This is a genomic window from Streptomyces sp. NPDC058246 (assembly GCF_042881985.1).
Classification (GTDB): domain Bacteria; phylum Actinomycetota; class Actinomycetes; order Streptomycetales; family Streptomycetaceae; genus Streptomyces.
The window spans coordinates 183,069-206,878 of sequence record NZ_JBHVWZ010000009.1 but is presented as its reverse complement, the minus strand read 5'-3'; the positions used below and the strand labels follow the sequence as shown (position 1 = coordinate 206,878).

Here is a 23,810-nt window from a genome sequence, read left to right as displayed (position 1 = left end):
TCCCTGAGAAACACACAGGTGCCTCTCAGGGAACTCCTGGGAAGATCATCGAGTGCGTGGCACCGACCCGGCCCACTGTTTGATCTTGAACAGCCGTGCGCCGTTCTCGAAGCAGACCGCCCGGAGCCACGCGTCCCCCAGGCCGAGGCCTTCCAGGGAACGCAGCTGGTGGACGTAGAGGTACGGGATGTTCGGGAAGTCGGTGCCGAGCAGGATCCGGTCGCCGAGGGCGGCCAGCCGGGGGAGCGCGCGGCGCGGGAACGGCGCGATGCGCTCGCTGAAGTCCGTGAACGCCATCGTCGTGTCGAGCCGCACCTCCCCGTACCGCTCGGCGAGGTCCAGGAAGTCCTCGTACTCGGGCATGCCCATGTGGGCGACGACGAGCCGCAGCCGGGGGTGCCGGGCGAGCACCCGCGCGACCGGTCCGGGCCCGGTGTGCTTGCCTGGCGAGGGTCCGGACCCGCAGTGCGTCACGACGGGAATCCCGGCGTCGGCGAGCAGCCCCCACACCGGGTCGAGAAGCGGGTCCCCCGGGTCGTACGCCCCCACCTGCACATGTGCCTTGAAGACCCGCGCCCCCGCCTCCACGGCTCCCCGTACGTACGTCTCGACGCCGGGCTCGGGGAAGAGGGTCGCCGTGTGCAGACAGTCGGGGGTCCGGCGGGCGAAGTCGACGGCCCAGGAGTTGAGCCACTCGGCCATGCCGGCCTTGTGCGGGTAGAGCATCGCCGTGAAGGCGCGCACCCCGAACTCCCGGATCACCGCGAGCCGTTCGTCCTCGTCGGCGCGATAGGTGATCGGCCACTCGACGCCGCCCGTCAGCGGCCCGAGCCCGTCGAAGTAGTCCCACACCTTGCGCAGGACGCGCTCGGGCATGAAGTGGGTGTGCACGTCGATGAGCCCGGGGAGCCCGAGCCGCTCCCAGAACCTCCGGACCTCCTCGGCCTCCGCCACGTCCACCCCCTCAGCCGCGTTCACTCACGCCCCCGTGGCTGCGCCGGGCTGCGGCCGGCTGGGCTGCGGCCGGCTGGCCTCCGGCCGCGCCGGGCTGCGCTCGAAGCCGTGGCTCCGCTCGACCTTGGCGATGTGGAGGGTGTAGCGCTCGTACCACTCGGCGCGGCCGCGCCTCTGCGCCGCCCGGTGCTCGGCATGGGCGCTCCACTCCCTGATCGCTTCCTCGTCCCTGAAGTACCCGACGGTGATGGACAGCCCGCCCGGCGTGCGCGCGTGGTCCATGCCCAGGTAGCCCCGGATGTCCTTCACCAACTCCTCCATCCGCTCGGCGGTCTCACCGTACCCACCGTCGTCCTCGGTCCGTACGGACGTGAACACGGCGGCGTAGTAGGGCGGTTCATGGGCGGGGACAGGTGCGACGGGCGCGACAGGCGCAATGGGGTGATCGCTCATGTCGGCCACTCTCGGCTCGGGGGCACGCTCCCGTCCAGCACCTTTCCGAACGGGATCCAAAAGGGATCGAAGTCTTGACCCTCCTGCAGGCGATTCCCTCGGTCGCGGCAGAGCTCTCCAGAAGAGCTCTCAAGAAGTACTCATCAGAAGCGCTCATCAGAAGAGCCCGTCCTGCACGGTGCTGTCTCTCAACTCCCTTACCGGAACGCTGAGTCCAGCTGCCCCGTCCCCCGCCGCGGTCAGCTCCCACCCGGTCATCAGTCGCGTGTCGAGCACGACGACTCCACGCCCGGTGCGGAGATGCAGGTCGGGCCCGGCGGCGGCGCACAGCTCGCCGCTCACCACGCCACCGGGGACGAGCTCGCTCACGACGCCCACCGCGGGCGCGAGTCCAGCCAGCCCGAACACCTCGGTGTGGTCGACGGGTTCGAACGGCGCGCGCTGGAGGGACTCGGGCCAGGCGTCGAGCCGCCCGACGCGCTCGTGCAGCTCCCGTATCTCGGCCACCCGCTCGCCGGGCCCCGGAAGACCGGCCCGCACGACCCGCTTGTCGGCGTACGGAATCCGGTCCGGCACCTTGAGCGCGGCCCGCAACAACTCCTCGGCCCGCCGAGCGGCCATCAAGGGCCCCTGCCCCAGCCAGCTGAAGACGACGGCCCCCTGCTCCAGCAGCCGCGCCGACCCCCGCTCGACCCGGGTGATCCCCACCTTCACCATCCCGAGGCCGAACCACGCCAGATACACGCGGTACGGCCGCGGATCGTCGGCCATCGTGTCGGCGGCCACGGAGTGCGTCCGGTCCAGGCGCGCGCACTCCTCGCACCGCACGCCCGTACTCCGCCCCGACACCACCGCCGCCACGGGGCACGCATGCCCCCGAGCCCCCACACATGTCCGCACACCCCCCTCCGCAACCCCGAAGGCCACCCGCTTCCCCCAGCCCAGCGAGCTACCGCGCCCGTCTCCCCACATCAACACGGGCCCGTCCACCGACCACCGCAGCCCCGCACATCTCCACACCCGCCGCACACCAATGACCCTACGGGCCGGCACTGACAGTGGGCCTGACCAGCGATCTTGCGGGTCGGCGGCGGGGTCCTCGGCGACGTGGTCCCCGACGACGTGGTCCTCGGCGACGTGGTCAGCCGGCGGACCCGGTCACCGGCTCACCCCTGCCCGTCTCGGCGGTCACGCGGGCGGGAAGCTCCGCAGGCCGGCCCCGCCCGGCCAGCCGGCACCCTAGGCACCGGGGATGCCCCTCCCGCGCCGTACGGTCCTTGGCCCGCATCGCCCAGTCCCCGACGGGCCGGCGCCCGGGCGGCTTGCCCCAGCCGGCGAGGTGCAGCACCCAGGTGACGAGCAAGCTGATCACCACGACGGCCAGCCCGCCCCACACCCCCAGGGTGTTCCCGGCGCAGATCCCGAACCCGATCCCCGTCACGCCCACGGTGGCGATCCCGAACCCGGTCCACCCGGCAACGGTGTGCCCTTCGTCGTACTGGCTCATCTACGGCCTCTCCCCAAGGTGACGACTAGGCTCACAACCCCTCACTACCTAAGAAATTAAGCATCAAAACCTCTTACGCACTAAGGGAATTCCTCGATGCCCCAGGGCAAGCCGCACCCGAACCCACACCCGGGCCCTCACCCGAACCCACGCCCGGACGCACCCCCACATCCGGATGCACCCCCTCACCCGGACGCACCTCCTCACCCGGACGCGCCCGCGCGCCCGCCCGCGACACCGGCCCGGGCGCTCTCCGCCATGGACCACCTCATCGCGACCCACCTGCTCAGCCAGCAGGAGATGGCCCGGCGGCTGGGCCTGAACGTCACCGATTTCCTGTGCTTCACCTGCGTCCTGAAGGCCGGCGAGAACCTGCTCACCGCGGGCGACCTCGCGGAACACGCCCACGTGACGACGGGCGCGGCGACCGGGATCGTCAATCGTCTGGAACGCGCGGGCTTCGTCACCCGCCGCCCCGACCCCACGGACCGCCGCCGCGTCCGTATCGCCGCGCAACCGGCCGCCGTCGCCCGCGTCCTGGCCCTCCACGAGCCGTACCAGACCCGCCTGACCGCCCTCCTCTCCGACTACACGTCCGCCGAAACCGCCGTCCTGCACGACTGGTTCACCCGCACGGGCACGCTGACGAGCGATTACCTGGACGAGCTGCGCGCTGGAGGCGAGATCCATCTGCCCTGACCGTGCGTGACATGCCGCGTCTGGCGTAACGGGCTGTTCGGGGTGGTCGGCCGCGTCGCCCTGTGCGTGTGTACAGATCACGTGAGCGGGTCGAAGGTCCCCGGATCAGCCGGCAGATGCTGCACCGCGGCGACCGAACCTGAGCCCCCTCACCCCCGAGCCGCGACGTCAGTGATCTCCACGGACACTTTCGTGCCCGCCGAAGCCGTGCTGATCAGAGACGGCGTGAAATTCAGGCTCGTCCGGTCCGACAGCTCGGCCGTCTCAATGACCGGGCCGGCCTCGTCGCCGTGGATCTCATAGGTGATCTCGTACATCGCATCCGGGTCGATGCCCTCGGTGTCGCCCAGGTAGGTCAGGTCCGGTTCGACCGTCACGTTGCAGCCCGCCGATCCGAAGCACTGCCGCTTGGTGGTGCGCAGTTCGATCGTGAAGCTGTTGGCGTCGATGTCGGTGTACGTCGGCTCCGGGTCGGCGGCGTCGGCCACGGCGTCTGTGCCCGGGGTGCTCGACTCGGCGGCGGTGCCTGGTTTGCTGGTGTCGTCTCTGGACTGCACGACGACGACTCCGGTGGCGACGACCGCGGCGATGAGTGCGGCCGCCGAACCGACGATGATCGCGTTGGTGTGGTTCTTCTTCACCACCGGCCGCGGTGACGGCGGGAAGTCGGGCATGGGTGGTGGCGTGCTGTCGGGCATGGGTGGTGGCGTGCTGTCGGGCATGGTCCCCCCAAAGGACGTGATGTGCCGGAGGGCATCATGCGTCCCCATGTGCGCCGCGTGGAGAGGGTATGCCCGTGTTGTGACCACAGATGAGTGAATATCCCCGGATGCTGCTCACCAACGCGCGGCGGACTGCCCCAACCTCTCAGCCACACTTCCCTACTTCATCAAGGCGCCGCGCGCGCAAGCGCGGCGCGCACCGCAGCCTCCGGCGCGACACCAGCCCGAGAGAGAAGCAGAGAAGCCTCCGGCGGTGGCCCTCAGACACCGGGATGGATCCGACTCACCGTGTACAAGAATGGCTCATCGCGGGATTTCGAGGTAATGACTCTCGAATCCCCCAAGGGGGCGCTGCTTGAATTCCCCGGTAAGTTCGGAGTGTCGAGTCTCGCTGACATCAAGGGGATGGCCAGGGATTCCAACGGTGAGCCGGCCGGTATGGCGAAGCCGCTAAAACACTGGCTCGTCTTCGAGGCCGGCGGCCAGGACAGGCGCTCGGCGCTTGCTCGCGATCTCTGCTGCCTTCACGCATTTCTTCCTGTCGAGATTCGTGCTCCAAGTAGCTGTGACGGGCGGCCACGTTCATGATCGAAACCTTGCTATTGCGCCTCAGCGTGTCCGTCCCAGAGGCCGGCTCCGGCACTGCTTGAATCGTCGTATGACCAAGCGCGACGACGCGGCCCTGTTCGGCAACCGATTTTTGACCGAGCCCGCTCCCTCGGAGACTTTCCCCGAGGAAGGCATGGCCGCGACGGACGCAATGAGGCTCGTGGATGTGGATCTCGCCATGGAGGGCGACCCGCAACGCAACCTGGCCACGTTTGTCACTACTTGGATGGAGCCGGAGGCGCAACGGCTCATTGCCGAGAACCTCCACCGCAATTTTATCGACCACGCCGAGTACCCCATTTCCGCCGAGATCGAGCAGCGTTGCGTGCGCATGCTCGCCGACCTCTTCCACGCCCCTGGCAGGACGGCCGGATGTCGGACCCAGGGCTCGTCCGAGGCGATCATGCTCGGCGCGCTGTCGCTGAAGTGGAAGTGGCGCGAGCGCCGCCAGGCGGCCAACCTGTCGATCGATCGGCCCAACCTGATTTTCGGCGGGGACGTCCACGTCGTGTGGGAGAAGTTCTGCCGCTACTTCGACGTCGAACCGCGGATCGTGCCGCTTGCAGAGGGCAAGTACACGATCGGCCCGGAGGACGTGGAGCCCCATCTCGACGAGAACACGATCGGCGTCGTCGCCGTCCTCGGCACCACGTTCACCGGCCACAAGGACGACGTCGTCGGGATCGACAAGCTCCTGCGAGACGTCCGTAAAGAGCGCGATCTCGACATCCCGATCCACGTCGACGGCGCCAGCGGCGCGTTCGTATGGCCCTTCCTCTACCCGGACTCGAAATGGGACTTCCGGCTCGAGCAGGTCCGTTCGATCAATGTCTCGGGACACAAGTACGGCCTGGTTTACCCCGGCATCGGCTGGCTGGTCTTCCGTGAGGAGTCCGACCTGGCCAAGAGCCTCGTGTTCTACGAGAACTATTTGGGCAAGACCGACGCGACGTTCACGCTGAACTTCTCCACCGGCGCATCGATGGTGCTCGCGCAGTACTACAACTTCGTGCGGCTCGGTCGCCAGGGCTACACCTACGTCATGAAGGTGATGCAGGAGAACGCCCGTGCGTTGGCGGAAAACCTGCGTAGCAGCGGCCGCTTCGAAGTGATCGGCAGCGACCTCGAGCAGTTGCCCCTGGTCGCTTTCCGTCTCGCCGGCAAGCACCCCTACGACGAGTCCGACGTCGCCTGGCAGCTCTCGGCCGAGCGCGGCTGGATGGTGCCGGCGTACACCCTCCCGCCCAACGCGGAGCGGGTGAAGATCATGCGTGCCCTGGTCAAGGAGACCCTGAGCCGCGAGCAGATCGAACGCCTGAGCCAGGACATCGTCGACGCGTGTCGCACTTTGGACGACAAGGGTGCGACTCACGGGGTCGAGCGGGCCCAGGTCAAGCGCGGTACCGGCTACTGACGCCCCGCCGCCGTGCCTCAGACGTGCCCGATCGAGCGGACCCCGGGAACGTCGGGCACCCGCTGACAGCGCGCAAGACGACGTCCTCTGACCGACTCACCCGATCTGAGGCCCTCAACCTGCTTGGTGGGTGGGGGATTTGAAGTCAGGAGGTGAGGATGCCGATGCCGTCGCCGAGCAGTTTCAACCCGAGAACGAAGAACAGGACCGCCATCACGGCGACGTTGTGCTGCGCGGCCCAGTCTTTCCAATTGCCGAGCGTGGTTTTGGCTCGCTCTCCTCCGAGGAGGAAGACTCCCAGTGGGGCCAGAAGGCCGAGGGTGGCGATCAGGACGAAGATTGCCAGCGATGCGATCTGCTGCCCGACTGGCAGTCCGGCTGAGCCGATGGACGCGGCCGCGGCGATGGTCAGCGGGGCGTTCTTGGCGTTGAGTGCGGCCAGGGCCAGTCCGAGTCCCAAGACCTTGACCGGCGTGAGGCGGTCGATCGCGCCCATCCACTTGGGCAGTTGGGCTTGCGAGGGATCCCTCGGGCGCCGGTGCCATTGCCGGGCGCCGAAGAGGACGAGGAGCACGCCCAGAGCGAGCTTGAGGGCTCCCACCCAGGTGGCAGGCTGATTGTGGGCGGAGGCACCTGCGGGGGAAGCGACTGCCAGCATCACCGCGCCCAGTGCCGAGAGTCCCAGGATCCAGCCGACGGTGAAGAGGGGGCCGTTGAGACGTCCCCTAGGCGTGGCGAGTATGAGAATGATGGCGATGATCGGGAGCGGGCTGATCGCGACGGCGGCCGCAAGGCCCAGCACGTCACCGAGAACTTTGCCCATGGTTGCCTCCAGACGGGGATCAGGGCGGCGATCCGGTTGAGCATCCGGTTGAGCAATGCTTGGTGGGTGCCCCGACGCCCTGTGCGGGCAGCCGTGGGACGGTCGGCGACGGGCACAGGGTCTGCAGAGGGACCCTGGGCCGTGGGTCACGGCCTGTCCGGAAGCGGCCGATGTGGACGGCGAACTCCGCCTGAGCGCTTCGTCGCTCCACCCCGCACGGTGCATTGCGGCGGGGCCAGCACCCGGGCGGAGCGACGGGTCGCTGCGTGGTCGGTTGCGTCCCTGTCTTCACGGCCATGCGGAGGCGGCTGCCCGAGGACGTGACGGTGACGCCACGTCCCAGATACATCTTCCTGCGCCTTTCCGGATCTGTCCTCGGGAGTCCCTCAGGACGCGGGGATCCTGGGTAATCACCTGGCCCATGGCCGGGGGTGCGAGGCGGTACGTGTGGAGTAAGGATTGGAGGTGAGGGCGATGGCGCCTCATGTTCGAGCGCTTGGCGACCCTCGAACCGATCCGTGGCAGGAGTGACTCACGATGGCTGCGACGACAGATGCGACCCAGTCAGCTCAGCCCGAGCGGCCGGGTATGACGGATGGGGTGTGTAGCGAATTCACCGTCTTTACCAAGATCAAGCCGGGCCACGCCGATGCGATGCGGGAGGATCTCGCCACGCTCGCCGCCGGGTCGGCTGATGTGCAGGCGCGTGGGGCACTGCACGAGATCGGCACCCTGCACGACGCACGCCATGTGTTGTTCGACAACGACACCCGGCACATGTTCGCCAGCGTCTTCGACGGCTCCTGGGACACCTACATCGACGACTTCGGCAAGACGGTGGTCGGGGCCCGCTTCGACAAGGTCTTCTCGCACACCGAAGGGTTTCCTGGCGTCAGCGATCCAGGGGTGAAGGACTGGTTCGTCGCCCACCAGGGGCCTGCCGGTGTCTTCGTCAGCTCGTATCCCGATCTGACCGTTCAGCAGATCTGGAAGGACCAACGCGTGAACGAGGCGTTCCAGGCGGTGCTGGACACCCCTGAGTTCCGGGCGGCGCTGGACAACCCGGCCAACGCGGAGTTGCTGGCCACGCCGGCCTTCCAGAAGCTGATGGAGGAAGCCGCGGCCTAGAACCCGGACACAACCAACCCTCAGAGCCGACCCACCATCGGTGGACCGCGTCGGCGGGCTCGGGTCGGCCGCTGGAGTGCTGACCAGGCAGAGGCCGATGTGGAGGCACAAGCGAGCATGAACACGACGGCAAGCAGCAGCGCGGCCAATGTGCGCGTCGAGATCGACGACGTCCAAAGTGGGGCATTGCGTCCACGGCCGGTGCCGTACGAGGGAAGGTTCATCTTCCTGCGGGTCGATGACCGCCACGCCGGGCGGGCCCTGCTGCGGCGGCTGCTCCCGGTGACCGCGGGTGGTCTGCCCAGCGTGGACCGGAGCCAGGACGCCTGGGTGGCTGTGGCGTTCACCTACCAGGGACTGAGGGCCCTGGGTGTGCCCGAGGAGTCGCTGGACAGCTTTCCGCGGGCGTTTCGTGAGGGCATGGCCGCGCGGGCGGAGCGGATCGGTGACGTGGGCGAGAGTGCCGCGGCCCACTGGGAGGCACCCTTCGGAACGGGCGATGTCCATATCGCGTTGAGCGCCCTCTCCTCCGATGCGGCGCAGCTGGACAAGGAGCTGGAACGGGCCCGTGTCGCCTACGAGGCCACGCCCGGTGTCCAGGTGATCTGGCAGCAGGAGGTGCACCAACTCCCGACCGGGCGCACCACCTTCGGATTCCGTGACGGCATCAGCCATCCGAACATCGAGGGCGTCGGCCTGCCCGGCTCCAACCCGCAGGAAGTTCCCATCAAGGCCGGCGAGTTCATCCTCGGCTACCCCGACGAGACCGGCAGCCTGCCGCCCATGCCCAGCCCCGATGTACTGGGGCGCAACGGGACCTTCGTGGCCGTGCGCAAGCTCCACACCAATGTGGCGGCCTGGCGCCGATACCTGCGCGCGAACAGTTCCAGCGCCGAGGAGGAGGCGCTCCTGGCGGCGAAGATGGTCGGGCGCTGGCCCAGTGGGGCGCCGTTGGCGCTGTCGCCGGAGCACGATGATCCAGAGCTGGCGGCCGATCCGCACCGCGTCAACGACTTCCTCTACCGGGAGAACGACGATCGGGGCTTCCGGTGCCCCGCCGGCGCACACATCCGGCGTAACAACCCGCGCGATGCCACCATCATCGGCGAGGCGCGGATGCACCGCCTCATCCGCCGCGGCACCACCTACGGCCCACCTCTGCCGGAGGGCGTACTGGAGGACGACGGCGCCGACCGGGGCCTGGTCGGAGTCTTCATCGGAGCCCACCTTGAACGACAGTTCGAATTCATCAAGGCTGAGTGGGTCAATGACGGCAACTTCATCGGCTACCCCGGCGAGAAGGATCCGGTAGCCGGACACCACGACGGAACCGGCAGCGCCACCATCCCGGAGAAGCCGGTCCGGCGGCGCCTGCAGAACCTGCCCAGCTTCGTGGTCACCCGGGGCGGTGAGTACTGCTTCCTGCCGGGTCTGCGCGCCCTGCGCTGGCTCGCGGAGCTGGAGGACTGAGGGCAATTCCTGCGCCCTGAGGCCCCACCACGGTCTCTGAGGAGAGGTCGAAGTCATGGCAGCACAGTTCGTCCCCTACACGCCCGACGTCGAAGACGAGGACCCGCACTTCGACCAGAACGTGCAGACGGTGATCGAAAAGACCGAGGCCTACATCACCGACTCCGTCAAGGCCGGTGGCACCGGACGAGCCCTGCGCGACGCCCATGCCAAGGGCTACGGGCTGGTCCGAGGGGAAGTGGAGATCCTGGACGGGCTTCCCCCCGAGTACGCCCAAGGCATCTACGCGACTCCGGGAACCCACGATGCGCTCATCCGTTTCTCCAACGGCTCGCCTCACGCCGGAGCCGACGCGCGACTGGGCGCCGCCACCGGACTGGCGCTGAAGATCTTCGACATCCCCGGCCCGACCCTGCTGGAAGACGAACCGGACACAGGCACCTTCGACTACGCCAACATCAACGGACCGATCTTCTTCTGCAACACAGTCGAGCACTACCTGTTCATCCAGGAGTTGTTCCTGAACGCGCCGGCCTACTTCTCCCAGGGCCGACCCGGCGCGCATCGCTTCTTCACCGAGTTCGTGACCGGAAAGGGAACGCTGGACCAGGACAGCTGGGCGTGGGACGAGTTCCTGGCCTTCCTGCGCCTGTCAAAGATCCCTCCGGCCAATCTGCTGCTGTCGAGCTACTGGACGATGGGCGCGGTCCGGCACGGGGACTACATAGCCAAGGTGCGCATCACCCCCGACCCGTCCTTCGCCGCCGCGGTGGTCCGGCGCGACATCGACCCGACCTCCGCGCAGGAGGTCTTCCGACCGGCCCTGCAAGCCGAGTTGCAGGAGCGCCCCTACGCCTTCGACATCCAGGTACAGCTCTGCACCGACCTGGAGCGGATGCCGGTGGAGAACACCACCGTGGAGTGGCCCGAGCAGCTCTCGCCGTCCGTCACCGTGGCCAGGCTGCGGCTGCCGCAGCAGGACATCTCCGGCCCGGAAAACCTGGAGAAGATGGACTCGCTGTCCTTCACACCCTGGCGGGTCACTGCCGAACACGCGCCCCTCGGCAACATCATGCGATCCCGCAAGGAGGTCTACCGGCGATCCTCCATCGAACGCCACAAGCTCAACCAGCAGTCGCGCGCGGAGCCCCGCAGCGCCGATGAGGTACTTGGCCCGGCCTGATCAAGCCGACCAACGGGACGGCAAGCGCCCACCCGGGCCACAACCCCTCTGTACGGCAGGGGAGTACGGCCACCTTCGATCCAATCCATTCCCGTGATTGGCGTGTTGCAGGGGGCGGTCATGGAGGACCGTCCCCTCTTGACGAATCCACTGGCTTCCCCGCTACGCTGACTCCCTGGCCGTGCAGCGGCCTTGGCCTAGTTGACCGGCCCGTGACCGGTGACCGCGATGACGGCCCGAAGCACTTCGGGGCGTGACCGGTGACAGCGATGACGGCCTGAAGGTGCTTCGCATCCTGTGACTTCGACCGCCCCTGTAGGCGCGCGGAGTCACGGGACCGCCACGCCGGAATCAGGACGACCACGTGGTCAAGCACCGACGCCGCAAGCTCGATGCCAGGAGACGCCAGAAGTGGACCGGCGAGAGCTACCAGACCGCCGTGCGGGCCGTCAGCGGAGCACCGCAGGTCTCGACTGCCGAGAGCCAGTCGGCCTTGGCTTCCCACTACAGCGTCAATTTTCGCGATGCATTGAGTGAGGCCCGTAAGGCGGCCATGACGGGCGACATCGACACAGTCGAGTCCTTCGCCCGCACGCGACTCCATCACAGCCCCGGAACCGGCATCGAAGTAGCCACAAGTCTCCTGCTTTTCGGCACCGAGTTGGACCGTGCCGCCGAGTCCGCATTGCCTGGACTGGTACGCAGGATTCTGAGGGACGACGCACTCGGGCACCCGCTGTGGAGACGCCAGGTCGACGGCAAGAGCGTCCTCACGTACGACGGGCTCTTCCCCGCGGGGGTCCATGAGGTGTCCCGCTTCGAACCTGCCGCAGAGCTCGACTCCCGGCTGCAAGACCCTCGCGTTCGATCACTCCTGGACGCCCTCACCACGGAGGAACACGCGACACTGCGCGCATGGTGCAGGCCCGGAGTAAGCACGTGGAGCGACGCCGCCGCGATCGCCGGCTCCACCGACCCGGACCGCTCCGGAGATCAGATGCGCCGCAAGATCCGACGTCTCGTCGCGAAGCTCTGGGGGACGGCAGCATGAGCATCCTCGACCAGGCGCTGCCCAACCTCCTCGGAGAGTTGGGAGCCGCTCTTCTGATCATTCTCGGTACGTGGTTCGTCGGACGGCGAAGGGCCAGATATCGCCGGTACACCCTGCTCGGCACGGTGGGCACGGACGGGCACCCGATGCAGCACGCTACGACACGCCCTCCAGGCACGGTGATCAGAGTGATGGTGGATGGTCACCGCGAGCGGTTCGAGCTGACCAACGTCAAGGTGCCCGATGGTACGTACGCCGCTGAGCCTATGGATCTCTACGTGTAGCCCGCTGCACTCGTGTCGATTCCTTCGCCGTCAAACGCTGCCGTCAGCGCAAAAGACCAGAGGCCCTGTGGATCACTCCACAGGGCCTCTGGTTCGGTGTGCACTCGGCAGGATTCGAACCTGCAACCTTCTGATCCGTAGTCAGATGCTCTATCCGTTAAGCTACGAGTGCTTGTTTTGTTTTTGTCCTGCTGTCCCGCTTCCCGGGCTTTCGGCCCGCTCGCGGCGACAGGAAGAACATTACATGACTGCCGCCGCCATGTGAAATCCGTTTGCCGCACCCCTTGTGAGCTGGGAAAACGCGCTTCAGGGCCGGGTAACGCCGAAGCCCCGGTCCACCTGGACCGGGGCTTCGGATCTTGGCGCGGAGGCGGAGGGATTTGAACCCTCGATGGGATTGAAGTCCCAAACCGCATTAGCAGTGCGGCGCCATAGACCGGACTAGGCGACGCCTCCCGCACAGCCGCCCGCGCGAGCGCGAGTGGTGCGTGCAGATGATGACACAGTCGAGCGTGGTGTCACCAATCGCCCCCTACGGTACTAGGCAGGCGGCCCGCAGAGCAAAGTCCATTGCCGCGTCGCAACCGGGCGGTGCCCCTGACGTTAGTCAGGTCATGTTGAGCCGTCTCGTTCTCACCACCGCCGCGACCGCCACCGCCGCGCTGTCCACCGCCGTACCCGCCGCGTCCGCCGCCCCGGCCGCGCCCGTCGCCCCCTTGTCCTCCCTGGCCATGTCCTCCCCTTCCGGCCCTTCCGGCCCTTCCGGAGCCACCTCGGCCGCCCGGCCCGCCACCACCTCGTACGGCGAACCGGTTCTCCAGGGGCTCGCCCGGACGATGCCTCCGCCTGCCGGCGGTGAGGAATCCGGGGACCGGCTGACCGTGACCGTCCACGACGCGGGAGGTGGTGCGGACGGGACGTACGAACTGCGGTGTCATCCCGGTGGCGGCACCCACCCCGATGTGAGCGGGGCCTGCGACAAACTGGACCGGAGCACCACCTGGGGCAAGGACATCTTCGCTCCGGTGCCGCCGGGCGCCATGTGCACGATGCTCTACGGCGGTCCGGCCACCGCGCATGTCACCGGGACCTGGGCGGGGCGCCCTGTCGACGCGCGGTTCGATCGCACGAACGGGTGCGAGATCGGGCGGTGGGACGCGCTGGTGCCGCTGCTCCCGGACACCCGCGCTTAGCCGAGGAACGGCGGCCTCAGCAGGGTGAAGGGTTCCGAGGGGTTCCGAACGGTTTCGAGGGGCGAAATGCACGGTCACAGGTTCTACGTCTCTTCTGCGTCACTTCCGCGTGCGACCTCCCTCTCATCCGGCGTCGCGAGCGCAACCTCTGCCCGTAGACTCCCTCGCGTGACACGCTGCGGGCCGGTTGGCAAGATGGCATCCGCGGTCGGCAAGGTGCGGTAACAGGGAGGAAGCGTCTCGTGAGCAGCAGGCCATCCCGAGGCGCTGCTCGCCTCGCAGCCATACTGGACGCGCTGCCCGATGCGTTGGTGCTGGTCAACGCCAATGGGACCGTCGTCAACGCCAACACCATCGCCCTGGAGGCCTTCGAGGCCCCGGGCACGGCTCTGGTGGGCCGGGGACTGCTCGATCTGCTGCCGCAGTTCGACTCCCGGCTGATTCCGGGATCCATGCGGCGGCCCGACACCATCGACCAGCGCGGACGGACCAAGCCGACCAGGATGATCGCGCGGCGGACCGACGGGACCGAGTTCCCGGTCGAGGTCACCAGTGCGAATCTGGAGAACGGCCAGCAGGCCTACGACAGCTACGGCCCCACCCCTGACGAGCTGCTCATGCTCGTCGTACGCGATCTGTCGGGCACCGTCGACACCGAGGCCGAACTCGCGCGTTCGCAACGGCAGACCGAGATGATCCTGCGCGCGGCGGCCGAGGGGGTCGTCGGGACCGACACGGAGGGGCGGGTCGTACTCGTCAATCCCGCCGCCGCTCAGATACTGGGTTACCGGGCCAGCGATCTCGGCGGCCAGGACCTGCACGCCCTCATCCTCCACTCGCGCGCGGACGGCGATCCCTTCCCCTACGAGGAGTCGCCGCTCGCCGACACCCTCCGCTCCGGGCGCAAGCACCGGGTGCGCGGGCAGGTGCTGTGGTCCAAGTCCGGGGACAAGGTGCCGGTCGACCTCACGACCGCGCCGGTGCGGGACGGGGACCAGCTCGTCGGCGCCGTGATGACCTTCACCGACCGGCGGCCGTACGACACCCTCGCCGAGAAGAAGGACGCCGAGGCCGCCCGGCACGCCGAGGAGCTCGCCCGGATCGCCGGCGAGCACGCCGCGGAGCTCGCGGCGCTGCGCGAGGCCCACGCGGCCGAGCTCGCCGAGCTGAGCGAGCAGCACGAGGAGGAACTCGCCGCCGGCGACGAGCGGTACGCCGCGCTCGGCGAGCGCGAGAAGGACCGGTACGAGGCGCTGACCGCGCGGCACGAGCAGCTGCTCGCCGTGCTCGACCAGTCCCTGCGCGGCCCGCTCGACCAACTCCGCGGCGAACTCTCCAAGCTCGCCGCCGACGACGCCGGACAGCTGTGGCCCGAGGCCAACCAGGTCCTCCACCACCTCGCGGCCGGCTACTCGCGGATCACGACGCTCGTCGACAACGTCCTCGGCTACCAGCGGCTGGACGCAGGCGCCGAGGAGATCGTCCGTACGAACGTCATGCTCGACGCGGTCGTCGCGGCCGGTGTGGAGGGTGCCGTCGAACTGATCGGGCCCGGGCGTGTGCAGTTCGCCGTGCACGCGCCGCCCATCGAGGCCGAGGTCGACCCGCAGCGGCTCGCGAAGGCCCTCGCGCATCTCATCGCGGACGTCGCCGGCGTCGACTCGACCGGCAACGCGCCGGTGTCCGCGGGCGGTTACATGGACAACACCGTGGTCGTGGCGGCGGCGCAGCGCGGTGAGGGCGTACGCATCGAGGTGCGCGGCCCGTACGCCGGGGGAGACCCGGTGCACGAGCCGATCGTGCGCGGGATCGTGCGCGCGCACGGTGGCGTGCTGCAGACGCACGAGGTGCCGGGGATGAGCGGCAGCGCGTTCGTGCTGGAGGTGCCGATCGGGGGCGGCGCCGGGACGGTTGCGGCTCCCCAGAACACTCCCGGTACCGAGATCGCCCTTGCCGAGCAGGCCTCGGGGACCTCGCACCACGGCGGCAGGCGGCGGGCCCGGCGGTCCTCCGTGGACTCCTTCCTGGACAGCGAGGTGACGGGGGAGCCCGAGACCCCGGGCGACGGTGGCGCTCCCACGGGGCGGCGTCGGCGGCGTGCGGGGGACGGCGAGGTGTCGGTTCCGGCGCAGGGGTCTGGACCGGGATCAGCCGGTACGGCCGTACCGGCAGGACCGGCAGGACCGGCCGTCGAGGGTCTCGGTGACGGTGGGGCCTCCGGTTCCGAATCCGGGTCCGGGTCCGGGTCCGAGTCCGGGTCCGGGTCCGGTTCTGGGTCCGGTGGTACCGGGCGGCGACGTGGGCGGCCGAGTCCGGCCGAGGGCGCGGGCGACGGTACGACGGCGGGCGATGTGGGCGGTGGTGTGTCCGAGGGCGCCGTCGTCATGGCGTCCGAACACGCGGCGGGCACCGCCGCCGCGGGTACGGGTCTGGGCGGGACGGTGCCTCCGCAGGGGGTGCCGGTGCCCTCCGGGCGGCGTGCGCGGCGGGACGGCGAACAGCACGCGCTGCCGCCGGCCTTGCCCGCGGCGCCCACCGCCCCTGTCGCCCCGGGTGGGCAGGGTGTGCCGGACGGCGGTGCCTCCGCGGAGGCGGGGCAGCCGACCGGGCGGCGTCGGCGTGCGCTGGCCGCCGCGGCGGAGCGTGCCGCCGCGCAGGAGGCGGGCGGGCGTACGGTGTTCGCGCTGCCGCCCGCGGAGGCGGACCGCTCACCCGAGTACGTCCAGGCGCAGGCCGCGCAGGCACAGGCCCGGACCGCCCAGGCCGCGGCTCAGGCTCAGGCTCAGATGCCGCAGGGCGACGGTTCCGTCGTCGCGCCCCATCCGGCCGACGACGGCCGTCATGACGCGATGCTGCACGACCCTGCCGACGATCACACTCCGCCGCAGCCGCACCCCGTCTCCGCTCCGACGGGACGGCGGCGCGCCCGCCGGGCTCCGGGGCAGCCGGACGCGGCGGGGACGGCGGTGCAAGGGGTTCCCGCCCAAGGGGGTCCGGCGCAGGGGGTGCCGGCAACGGGGGTTCCCGTTCCCGGTCAGACCGTTCCCGGTCAGACCGTTCCCGCGCAAGGCGTCCCTGCGCAGGCCCAGGGAGTTCCCACGCAAGGAGTTCCCGCACAGGGCGTTCCGGGTGCGGCCCCCGCCGGCCGACCGGTTTCCGGACAGGCACCGCAGGCGCCTTCCCAGGTACCGCAGACCGCTTCCGCCGCTCCGCCCACCCCGGCCGCGGGCGTCCCGACGCCGAGTCCACAGCCGTGGCCGAACGCGAACGCCGGTGCCGGTGCCGGTGCCGGTGCCGGTGCCGGTGCCGGTGTCAACGACACCTCAGGCACAGGCACTCCGACCCCCGTACCCCCGGGAGCGGCGGCCCCCGTACAGCCCGGCGCCCCGGTGCAGACCGCGCGCCCCGCGCCGAACGCACCCACCCCGGCCCCGGGCACCCCCCTCCCGCCCGAACTCCCGGCGCAGCCGCGCGTCGCTCAGCCGCTGCCCGCCGAGGCCGCGGCCCCGGTCGACCCCAACTCGACGCAGGGACGCGCGATCAGCGTGCGGACACTCGGCCAGGGCGTCCCGTTCGCCCGGCAGCCCGCGCCGAACGCACCCGCAGCACCCACCGCGCCGAACCAGCCGGGTGGCGGGCCCCAGGCCGCCACGCCTCCGCCGCACCAGACGAACGGCTCGGGCCGCCGCCGCAAGCTCGGTACGCGCCCCGAGCCCGCCGCCGAGCGCCCGGAGGCGGGGGCCCGTCCGCACCCGCAGGCCGGGCAGACCGCCCCGGCCTCCGGACCCCGGCTGCCCGGAGCCACCGAGGGCGTCGGACGCTCGTACGCCATAGGGGCACCGGACGAGAACGCCGACGAGGGCCCCGAGCCGCTCGACGGTCCCGGCGGTGCGGTCGAGGTCGCCGACCAGCCGCAGCCGCGGCCCCTGGACGATGAGCTTCCCCCGGAGCCGCTGGACAACCCGCGGCGCCTGCTCGTGTGGCCCGCGCCCGACGTCAGCACCCAGCAGGCGCTGAGCGACCGCGGCTACCGGCCCGTCATCGTGCACTCGCGCGAGGAGGTCGACGCGCAGATCGCCGCGTTCCCGGCCGCGCTCTTCGTCGACCCGCTGACCGGGCCGATCACCCGCACGGCGTTGCAGTCGCTGCGCCAGGCCGCCGTCGCCGCCGAGGTCCCCGTCCTGGTGACGGCGGGACTCGGGCAGGCGACGCGCGAGGCGGCGTACGGCGCCGATCCCGCCGTACTCCTGAAGGCCCTGGCGCCCCGGGACTCCGAGCAGCACCCGCCGCGCGTGCTGCTCATCGAGGAGCACGCGGAGATCGCGCTCGCGCTGACCGCGACGCTGGAGCGGCGCGGGATGCAGGTGGCGCGGGCGTCGACCGACGAGGACGCCGTGACACTGGCCGCGCAGATGCGGCCGAACCTCGTCGTGATGGACCTGATGCAGGTCGTGCGCCGGCGCGCCGGAATCGTCGACTGGCTGCGCGCGAACGGCCAGTTGAACCGCACGCCGCTCGTCGTCTACACCGCCGCTGTCGACCGGGCCGAACTGCCCCGCCTGGCCGCGGGGGAGACGGTCCTCTTCCTCGCCGAGCGTTCGACGAGCGCCGCGGTGCAGGACCGGATCGTGGACCTGCTGGCGCGCATCGGCACCAACTAGGGCAGCGGCCCGCGGCCCGCAAGCTGCGGGCTGCGGGCTGCGGGCTGCGGGTACGTCGAGTGCTACGCCGGGTGGAGAACCCCATGGTTCTCCACCCGGCGTAGCACTTCGCGTACGTGTGTCGGAGCTGCTGCTCCACGAGCCGCTGTCAGAGGTTGGTCACGTCCAGCTCACCCTCCGCGTACTGCCTGCGGAGCACCTTCTTGTCGAACTTCCCGACGCTCGTCTTCGGAACCGACTCGATGATCGTCCAGCGCTCGGGTAGCTGCCACTTCGCGATCTTCCCCTCGGCGGCGAGGAAGGCGCGCAGCGCCTCGAAGTCGGCGGTGGAGCCGGCCCTCAGGACGACGGTGGCCAGGGGCCGCTCGCCCCACTTGTCGTCGGGCACCGCGACGACGGCGGCCTCTGTCACGTCCGGGTGGGACATGAGGGCGTTCTCCAGGTCGACGGACGAGATCCACTCGCCGCCCGACTTGATGACGTCCTTGGCGCGGTCGGTCAGCGTCAGGAAGCCGTCGGCGCTGATCGTGCCGACGTCACCCGTCTTGAGCCAGCCGTCCTCGCTGAACTTGTCGGCGGGGCGCAGCGGCTCGGCGCCCTGGCCGCCGTAGTAGGCGCCCGCGATCCAGGGGCCCCGCACCTCCAGCTCGCCCGCGGACTCGCCGTCCCAGGGCAGCCGTTCGCCGCCGGGGCCGGTGAGGCGGGCCTCGACGCCGGCCGGGAAACGGCCCTGCGTCAGCCGGTACGCGAACTCCTCCTCCGTGCCCACGGCGTGGGCCGGCGGCCGGGCGACCGTGCCGAGCGGCGAGGTCTCGGTCATGCCCCAGGCGTGGCAGACCCGCATGCCCAGCTCGTCGAAGGCCGCCATGAGCGAGGGCGGGCAGGCCGATCCGCCGATGGTGACCTGGGTGAGCGAGGAGACGTCACGGGGCTTGGCGTGCAGCTCGGCGAGCAGGCCCTGCCAGATGGTGGGGACGGCCGCGGCGTGCGTCGGCCGCTCGCTCTCGATCATCTCGGCGAGCGGCGCGGGCTGCAGGAAACGGTCCGGCATGAGCATGTTGATGCCGGTCATGAAGGTCGCGTGCGGCAGGCCCCAGGCGTTGACGTGGAACTGCGGGACCACGACGAGGGAGGTGTCGCGGTCCGTGAGCCCCATCGACTGAGCCATGTTGACCTGCATGGAGTGCAGGTAGATCGAGCGGTGCGAGTACACCACGCCCTTGGGGTCTCCGGTGGTGCCGGAGGTGTAACACATGGCCGCGGCCTGACGCTCGTCGATCTCCGGCCAGTCGTACGTCGTGGGCTTCCCGGCGATCAGCTCCTCGTACTCGTGCACCTGGACGGACGCTCCGGCGAGCAGCGAACGGTCACCGGGCCCCGAGACCACCACATGCTCCACCGTGGGCAGATGGGGGAGGAGCGGCGCGAGCAGCGGAAGCAGCGAGCCGTTGGCGATGACCACGCGGTCGGCGGCGTGGTTCACGATGAAGATGAGCTGCTCCGCCGGGAGGCGGAGGTTCAGCGTGTGCAGGACGGCGCCCATGGAGGGGATCGCGAAGTACGCCTCCACGTGCTCCGCGTTGTTCCACATCAGCGTCGCGACCCGCTCGTCCCCGGTCACTCCGAGGTCCTCGCGCAAGGCGTGGGCGAGCTGGACGGCGCGCACCGCCGCCTCGCGGAAACTGCGGCGCTGCGGCTCGCCCTCCCCGGTCCAGGTCGTGATCTGCGACGACCCGTGCACAAGCGCTCCGTGCACGAGAATGCGGGTCACAGTCAGCGGTACGTCCTGCATCGTGCTCAGCACGGCGTCCTCCCGGGGCGACATTGCCCTACGCGGTGGTCAAGGGTTCCGCTGATTCTGCTCACATACCGCGTGGTATGTCACTAGGGGGCGGGATGATCGATCAGGTCAGGCCGCCCATTCGGACGCCGCCGGGGGGAGGCCGTTGGCCGAGCGGGAGCAGGGTGCCCCACGGCGGGTGCCCATGGCGGGTGCCTCAGGGCGGCTGCTCATGGCGGGTTCCAAGGCGGGTGCCCATGGCGGTGCCGCACCGCGTCTACCTGGCAGGGGCCAGCTCAGGGTCCTCGCGGAGCTTGCCCAGCGCACGCGACACCGCCGACTTGACCGTGCCGACGGAGACCCCGAGCACCTCCGCCGTCTGAGCCTCGCTCAGGTCCTCGTAATACCGCAGGACGACCATCGCCCGCTGCCGCGCGGGCAACTTCATGATCGCCCGCCACATCGCGTCGTGCAGCGCCTGCTGCTCGGCGGGGTCCGTGGTGGGCAGCCCCTCCGGTTCCGGCAGTTCGTCGCACGCGAACTCGTCGACCTTGCGCTTGCGCCACTGCGACGTCCGCGTGTTCAGCAGCGCCCGGCGCACATAGCCGTCCAGCGCCCGGTGGTCCTCGATACGGTCCCAGGCGACGTACGTCTTCGTCAGCGCCGTCTGCAGCAGGTCCTCGGCATCGCACGGGTTCGCGGTGAGCGACCGCGCGGTACGCAGCAGCACCGGCTGGCGGGCCTTCACATAGGACGCGAACGATGAGTACGGCGCGTACGGAAGGGTCCGCGTCGCGGCGTCCGAAGCGCTGGTGCAGACGGGTGTGGTCATGGATCCACGCTAGGTTCGCCCCCTACTCTCGCGGATCGGCCGCAGGTCCCGAAGCGATGTCCCCCTCAGGTTGTAGGAGTGGGGTTGGCCCCACCTCCTGAGGGTGGACGAGTAGCGCCTGCACCCTGAGGGTTCGCCCCTGAGGGACGGCTCCTGGGGCAGTACGGGACGGCAGTACGGGACGGCAGTACGAGGCGACAGCAGGCAGGGCGGGGCGACGGTGCGGCCACCACTCCGGCCCTGCTCATCCCTCCTCCCTCCCGAGAATCAGCCCCGACGTGGGAACGCCCGTACCCGCGGTGACGAGGACGCGGCCGGCTCCCGGTATCTGGTTCACGGACGTGCCCCGCAGCTGTCGTACCGCCTCCGCTATCCCGTTCATCCCGTGCAGATACGCCTCCCCCAGCTGTCCTCCGTGTGTGTTCAGCGGCAACCGCTCCTCGGCGACGAAGTCCGCGGCCTCTCCCGGTTTGCAGAACCCGAACTCCTCGAGCTGCATCAGTACGAACGGTGTGAAGTGGTCGTACAGGATCCCCACGTCGATGTCCGCCGGGCTCAGCCCTGCTGTCCGCCACAGCTGCCGTGCCACCACGCCCATCTCCCGCAGGCCCGTCAGGTCGTCCCGGTAGAAGCTGGTCATCTGTTCCTGCGCCCGGCCCGCACCCTGAGCGGCGGCCGTGATCACCGCGGGGCGATGCGGCAGATCGCGGGCCCGCTCCACCGAGGTGACCACCAATGCCTGACCGCCGTCCGTCTCCTGGCAGCAGTCCAGCAACCGCAGCGGCTCGACGATCCATCGCGAAGCCGCGTGCTCGGCGAGCGTGATCGGTCTGCCGTGGAAGTACGCCGCCGGGTTCGTCGCCGCGTACTTCCGGTCCACCACGGCGACATGGCCGAACGCCTCAGGCGTCAGCCCGTACGTGTGCAGATACCGCTGGGCCGTCATCGCCACCCAGGAGGCGGGTGTGAGCAGCCCGAACGGCAGGGACCAGCCCAGTGCCGCACCCTCCGCCGACGGCTCCCGCCGCTGCACCCCCGAACCGAATCTCCTGCCCGACCGCTCGTTGAACGCCCGGTAGCAGACCACGACCTCGGCCACCCCCGTCGCCACCGCGAGCGCCGCCTGCTGGACGGTCGCGCAGGCTGCCCCGCCGCCGTAGTGGATCCGGGAGAAGAAGGACAGCTCCCCCATCCCCGCCGCCTGAGCGACGGTGATCTCCGGGCTCGTGTCCATGGTGAACGTGACCATCCCGTCCACGTCCCCCGGCGTCAGCCCGGCGTCGTCGAGCGCGGCCCGCACCGCCTCCACCGCCAGCCGCAGCTCACTGCGCCCGGAGTCCTTGGAGAACTCGGTGGCTCCGATCCCGACGATCGCCGCGCTCCCGCCGAGGCTGTCCCTCGTCCGCACGCTCACGAGGTGCCTCCCTCGGCGTTGGTGACGGCGGCGGCGGGGAGGGAGGAGGCGGGGAGGGAGGAGGTGCCGAGGGCTGAGGATGCGGGGACGCCGAGGGCCGAGGCGGGGGCAGCGCTCGGGACGGTCACCGTCACCGTGCCGGTGACGTGCTTGCCGATGCCGTTGGCCCCGGTGATCCTCACCGTGGCCGTGTCACCGTCGACTTCCTCCACGGTTCCGGTCAACACCATGCTGTCCCCGGGGTAGTTCGGCGCACCGAGCCGTATGGCCACCCTGCGCAGGACGGCGGCCGGGCCGAAGTGATCGGTGACGTACCGTCCGACCAGCCCGTTGGTCGTCAGGATGTTCATGAAGATGTCCGGCGAGCCCTTCGCTCTCGCCAGCTCCGCGTCGTGGTGCACGTCCTGGTAGTCCCGGGACGCGATCGCCCCGGCCACGATCAGCGTCCGCGTGACCTCGATCTCCAGCGGTGGCAGCACTTCGCCGACCCTCATGTCTCCACCTCCCCGCTCACGATCAACTCCCCCAGCTCCTGCAACACTTCGCTCCCGCATCCCAGATACGCGTCCAGCTGCCGTCCCCACAGAAAGTGCCGGTGCACGGGGTGCTCCAGGTCGGCCCCCGTCCCGCCGTGCAGATGCTGGCCCGCGTGCACCACCCGCTGTCCTGCCTCCGACGCCCACCAGGCGGCGGTCAGCGCGTGCGACGCGTACGGCAGCCCCTCGTCGCGGCGCCAAGCCGCTTCGTACGCCGTCACCCGTATCGCTTCGGTGTCCATGTAGGCGTCGGCGGCCCGGAGTTGGACCCCCTGTTTGGCCGCGAGCGGTCGCCCGAACTGCTCGCGCGCGTTGGTGTGCTCCACGGCCCGCGCCAGCGAGCCCGCGCAGACGCCGGCCTGCAGTCCGGCGAACGCGATACGGGCGGTGGCGAGGACATCGTCGTACGCGCTCACGGGAGGATCCGCGTGTCCGGCTGTCTCGGCAGCATCCGCGCCTCCGGCTGCCTCGGAACCATCCGCGCGCCCCGCCGACGCACCGTCGGAAACGTCCGCGCGTCCCGTCGGCGCACCAAGCCGCTCGCCCGGTGTCCCGTCGAGCGTGAGACGTCCTGCCGACCAGGGGGCCGTCAGCTCCACCGGCTCGCACACCGCCTCGGCGGTCCGCACCAGCCACAGCCGACGCCGGTCGTCCGCGACGAGCACATGGGTGGCGTCCCGAAGCCACGGCACCACGGGGAGGACGCCGCTCAGCCGCCCCGAAGCGCTCTCCCGCACGGCGCCCGGCCCGGAGACCGCCCCGCTCACCACCACCGTGCCGTCCCCGATGCCGGGCAGCAGCCGCTCCCGCTGCTCCCCCGAACCATGCGCCGTCACCGCCAGCAGCCCGTACACACAGCTCACCGCGAACGGCACCTGGGCGGTAGTGCGCCCCTGCTCCTCCAGGAGGAGCACCAGTCCGAGCAGACCTATGTCCGCCACCGCCGCCACCAGCCCGGCCGCGCACAGCTCCTTCCACAGTTCGGCGTCGCTGCCGGTCCCGGCCGCGGCGAGCCGCTCGTGCGTGGAGAGGTCGCCGAAGATCCGCGCGGCCAGATCACGGGCTGCCGTCTGCTCCTCGGTCGGCGTGAAGTCCAT

The 23,810-nt window shown here is 70.0% G+C and carries 19 protein-coding genes, 2 tRNA genes and 1 pseudogene; 9 read left to right on the top strand and 13 right to left on the bottom strand.

Translation table 11 applies throughout. The features are described 5' to 3' along the window. Positions 1 to 45: 45 nt before the first annotated feature. From ACFVXA_RS16425 to ACFVXA_RS16410, 4 genes are all read right to left on the bottom strand, one after another. Positions 46 to 978, bottom strand: a complete 933-nt coding sequence (locus tag ACFVXA_RS16425) for an amidohydrolase family protein (protein WP_390025352.1) — start codon at positions 976 to 978, stop codon at positions 46 to 48. Further along, entirely contained in the window at positions 979 to 1,407 is a 429-nt protein-coding gene (locus ACFVXA_RS16420; protein ID WP_390025350.1) for an antibiotic biosynthesis monooxygenase family protein, read from the bottom strand. Positions 1,408 to 1,563: 156 nt separating this feature from the next. Beyond that, positions 1,564 to 2,436 carry a DUF2797 domain-containing protein gene (locus tag ACFVXA_RS16415; RefSeq protein WP_390025348.1) on the bottom strand — a complete coding sequence of 291 codons (873 nt, stop codon included), beginning with the start codon at positions 2,434 to 2,436 and terminating at the stop codon, positions 1,564 to 1,566. Between the two features lie 112 nt (positions 2,437 to 2,548). Continuing rightward, complete coding sequence (locus ACFVXA_RS16410; RefSeq protein ID WP_390025346.1) at positions 2,549 to 2,914, bottom strand: HGxxPAAW family protein; 366 nt, start codon at positions 2,912 to 2,914, stop codon at positions 2,549 to 2,551. Positions 2,915 to 3,172: 258 nt separating this feature from the next. Between ACFVXA_RS16410 and ACFVXA_RS16405 the strand changes: the two genes are divergently transcribed. Beyond that, positions 3,173 to 3,613 (top strand): MarR family winged helix-turn-helix transcriptional regulator, encoded by a 441-nt coding sequence (locus tag ACFVXA_RS16405; RefSeq protein WP_383738036.1) that lies wholly within the window; start codon positions 3,173 to 3,175, stop codon positions 3,611 to 3,613. Between the two features lie 149 nt (positions 3,614 to 3,762). On the opposite strand, the gene ACFVXA_RS16400 is transcribed toward ACFVXA_RS16405, so the two are convergent. Beyond that, positions 3,763 to 4,311: a hypothetical protein gene (locus tag ACFVXA_RS16400; RefSeq protein WP_390025344.1), complete on the bottom strand. Its 549-nt coding sequence runs from the start codon at positions 4,309 to 4,311 to the stop codon at positions 3,763 to 3,765. Between the two features lie 682 nt (positions 4,312 to 4,993). Between ACFVXA_RS16400 and ACFVXA_RS16395 the strand changes: the two genes are divergently transcribed. Beyond that, positions 4,994 to 6,358, top strand: a complete 1,365-nt coding sequence (locus ACFVXA_RS16395; RefSeq protein WP_362031165.1) for a glutamate decarboxylase — start codon at positions 4,994 to 4,996, stop codon at positions 6,356 to 6,358. A 145-nt stretch (positions 6,359 to 6,503) separates the two neighbouring features. Here ACFVXA_RS16395 and ACFVXA_RS16390 read toward each other — a convergent pair whose 3' ends face one another. Continuing rightward, positions 6,504 to 7,181, bottom strand: a complete 678-nt coding sequence (locus ACFVXA_RS16390) for a GAP family protein (RefSeq protein ID WP_362031167.1) — start codon at positions 7,179 to 7,181, stop codon at positions 6,504 to 6,506. A 537-nt stretch (positions 7,182 to 7,718) separates the two neighbouring features. Here ACFVXA_RS16390 and ACFVXA_RS16385 point away from each other — a divergent pair. The 5 genes from ACFVXA_RS16385 to ACFVXA_RS16365 all read left to right on the top strand — a co-directional run bounded on the left by ACFVXA_RS16385 (position 7,719) and on the right by ACFVXA_RS16365 (position 12,297). Continuing rightward, positions 7,719 to 8,309 carry a hypothetical protein gene (locus ACFVXA_RS16385; RefSeq protein ID WP_362031169.1) on the top strand — a complete coding sequence of 197 codons (591 nt, stop codon included), beginning with the start codon at positions 7,719 to 7,721 and terminating at the stop codon, positions 8,307 to 8,309. A 117-nt stretch (positions 8,310 to 8,426) separates the two neighbouring features. Continuing rightward, on the top strand, positions 8,427 to 9,779 hold the full coding sequence (locus ACFVXA_RS16380) for a Dyp-type peroxidase (protein WP_383902846.1): 1,353 nt from the start codon (positions 8,427 to 8,429) through the stop codon (positions 9,777 to 9,779). 55 nt (positions 9,780 to 9,834) lie between these two features. Further along, the gene (locus ACFVXA_RS16375) at positions 9,835 to 10,962 is read left to right on the top strand and encodes a catalase family protein (protein ID WP_383738024.1); all 1,128 of its coding nucleotides are present in this window, start codon (positions 9,835 to 9,837) and stop codon (positions 10,960 to 10,962) included. Between the two features lie 364 nt (positions 10,963 to 11,326). After that, positions 11,327 to 12,013, top strand: coding sequence for a hypothetical protein (locus tag ACFVXA_RS16370; RefSeq protein WP_390025342.1), 687 nt, complete (start codon positions 11,327 to 11,329; stop codon positions 12,011 to 12,013). After that, positions 12,010 to 12,297: a hypothetical protein gene (locus ACFVXA_RS16365; RefSeq protein WP_362031177.1), complete on the top strand. Its 288-nt coding sequence runs from the start codon at positions 12,010 to 12,012 to the stop codon at positions 12,295 to 12,297. Before ACFVXA_RS16370 ends, ACFVXA_RS16365 begins: the two co-directional genes overlap by 4 nt. 99 nt (positions 12,298 to 12,396) lie before the next feature. On the opposite strand, the gene ACFVXA_RS16360 is transcribed toward ACFVXA_RS16365, so the two are convergent. Next, positions 12,397 to 12,469: transfer RNA gene (locus tag ACFVXA_RS16360), tRNA-Arg, on the bottom strand. Positions 12,470 to 12,662: 193 nt separating this feature from the next. Next, positions 12,663 to 12,753 (bottom strand) — tRNA-Ser (locus ACFVXA_RS16355). Between the two features lie 158 nt (positions 12,754 to 12,911). Here ACFVXA_RS16355 and ACFVXA_RS16350 point away from each other — a divergent pair. Both ACFVXA_RS16350 and ACFVXA_RS16345 read left to right on the top strand, forming a co-directional pair. Beyond that, entirely contained in the window at positions 12,912 to 13,490 is a 579-nt protein-coding gene (locus ACFVXA_RS16350; protein WP_383902851.1) for an SSI family serine proteinase inhibitor, read from the top strand. A 242-nt stretch (positions 13,491 to 13,732) separates the two neighbouring features. Next, positions 13,733 to 18,151 carry a PAS domain-containing protein gene (locus ACFVXA_RS16345; protein ID WP_390025340.1) on the top strand — a complete coding sequence of 1,473 codons (4,419 nt, stop codon included), beginning with the start codon at positions 13,733 to 13,735 and terminating at the stop codon, positions 18,149 to 18,151. 148 nt (positions 18,152 to 18,299) lie between these two features. Here ACFVXA_RS16345 and ACFVXA_RS16340 read toward each other — a convergent pair whose 3' ends face one another. From ACFVXA_RS16340 to ACFVXA_RS16320, 5 genes and pseudogenes are all read right to left on the bottom strand, one after another. Then, complete coding sequence (locus ACFVXA_RS16340) at positions 18,300 to 19,976, bottom strand: long-chain fatty acid--CoA ligase (RefSeq protein ID WP_362031184.1); 1,677 nt, start codon at positions 19,974 to 19,976, stop codon at positions 18,300 to 18,302. Positions 19,977 to 20,208: 232 nt separating this feature from the next. Next, positions 20,209 to 20,763: a SigE family RNA polymerase sigma factor gene (locus tag ACFVXA_RS16335; RefSeq protein ID WP_362031186.1), complete on the bottom strand. Its 555-nt coding sequence runs from the start codon at positions 20,761 to 20,763 to the stop codon at positions 20,209 to 20,211. 244 nt (positions 20,764 to 21,007) lie between these two features. After that, on the bottom strand, positions 21,008 to 22,177 hold the full coding sequence (locus tag ACFVXA_RS16330) for a lipid-transfer protein (protein WP_390025338.1): 1,170 nt from the start codon (positions 22,175 to 22,177) through the stop codon (positions 21,008 to 21,010). A 107-nt stretch (positions 22,178 to 22,284) separates the two neighbouring features. Continuing rightward, positions 22,285 to 22,671 (bottom strand): annotated as a pseudogene (locus ACFVXA_RS16325) (MaoC/PaaZ C-terminal domain-containing protein); the annotation flags it as partial. Next, positions 22,668 to 23,810, bottom strand: a complete 1,143-nt coding sequence (locus ACFVXA_RS16320) for an acyl-CoA dehydrogenase family protein (protein WP_390025336.1) — start codon at positions 23,808 to 23,810, stop codon at positions 22,668 to 22,670. The gene ACFVXA_RS16320 and the pseudogene ACFVXA_RS16325, both read right to left, overlap by 4 nt.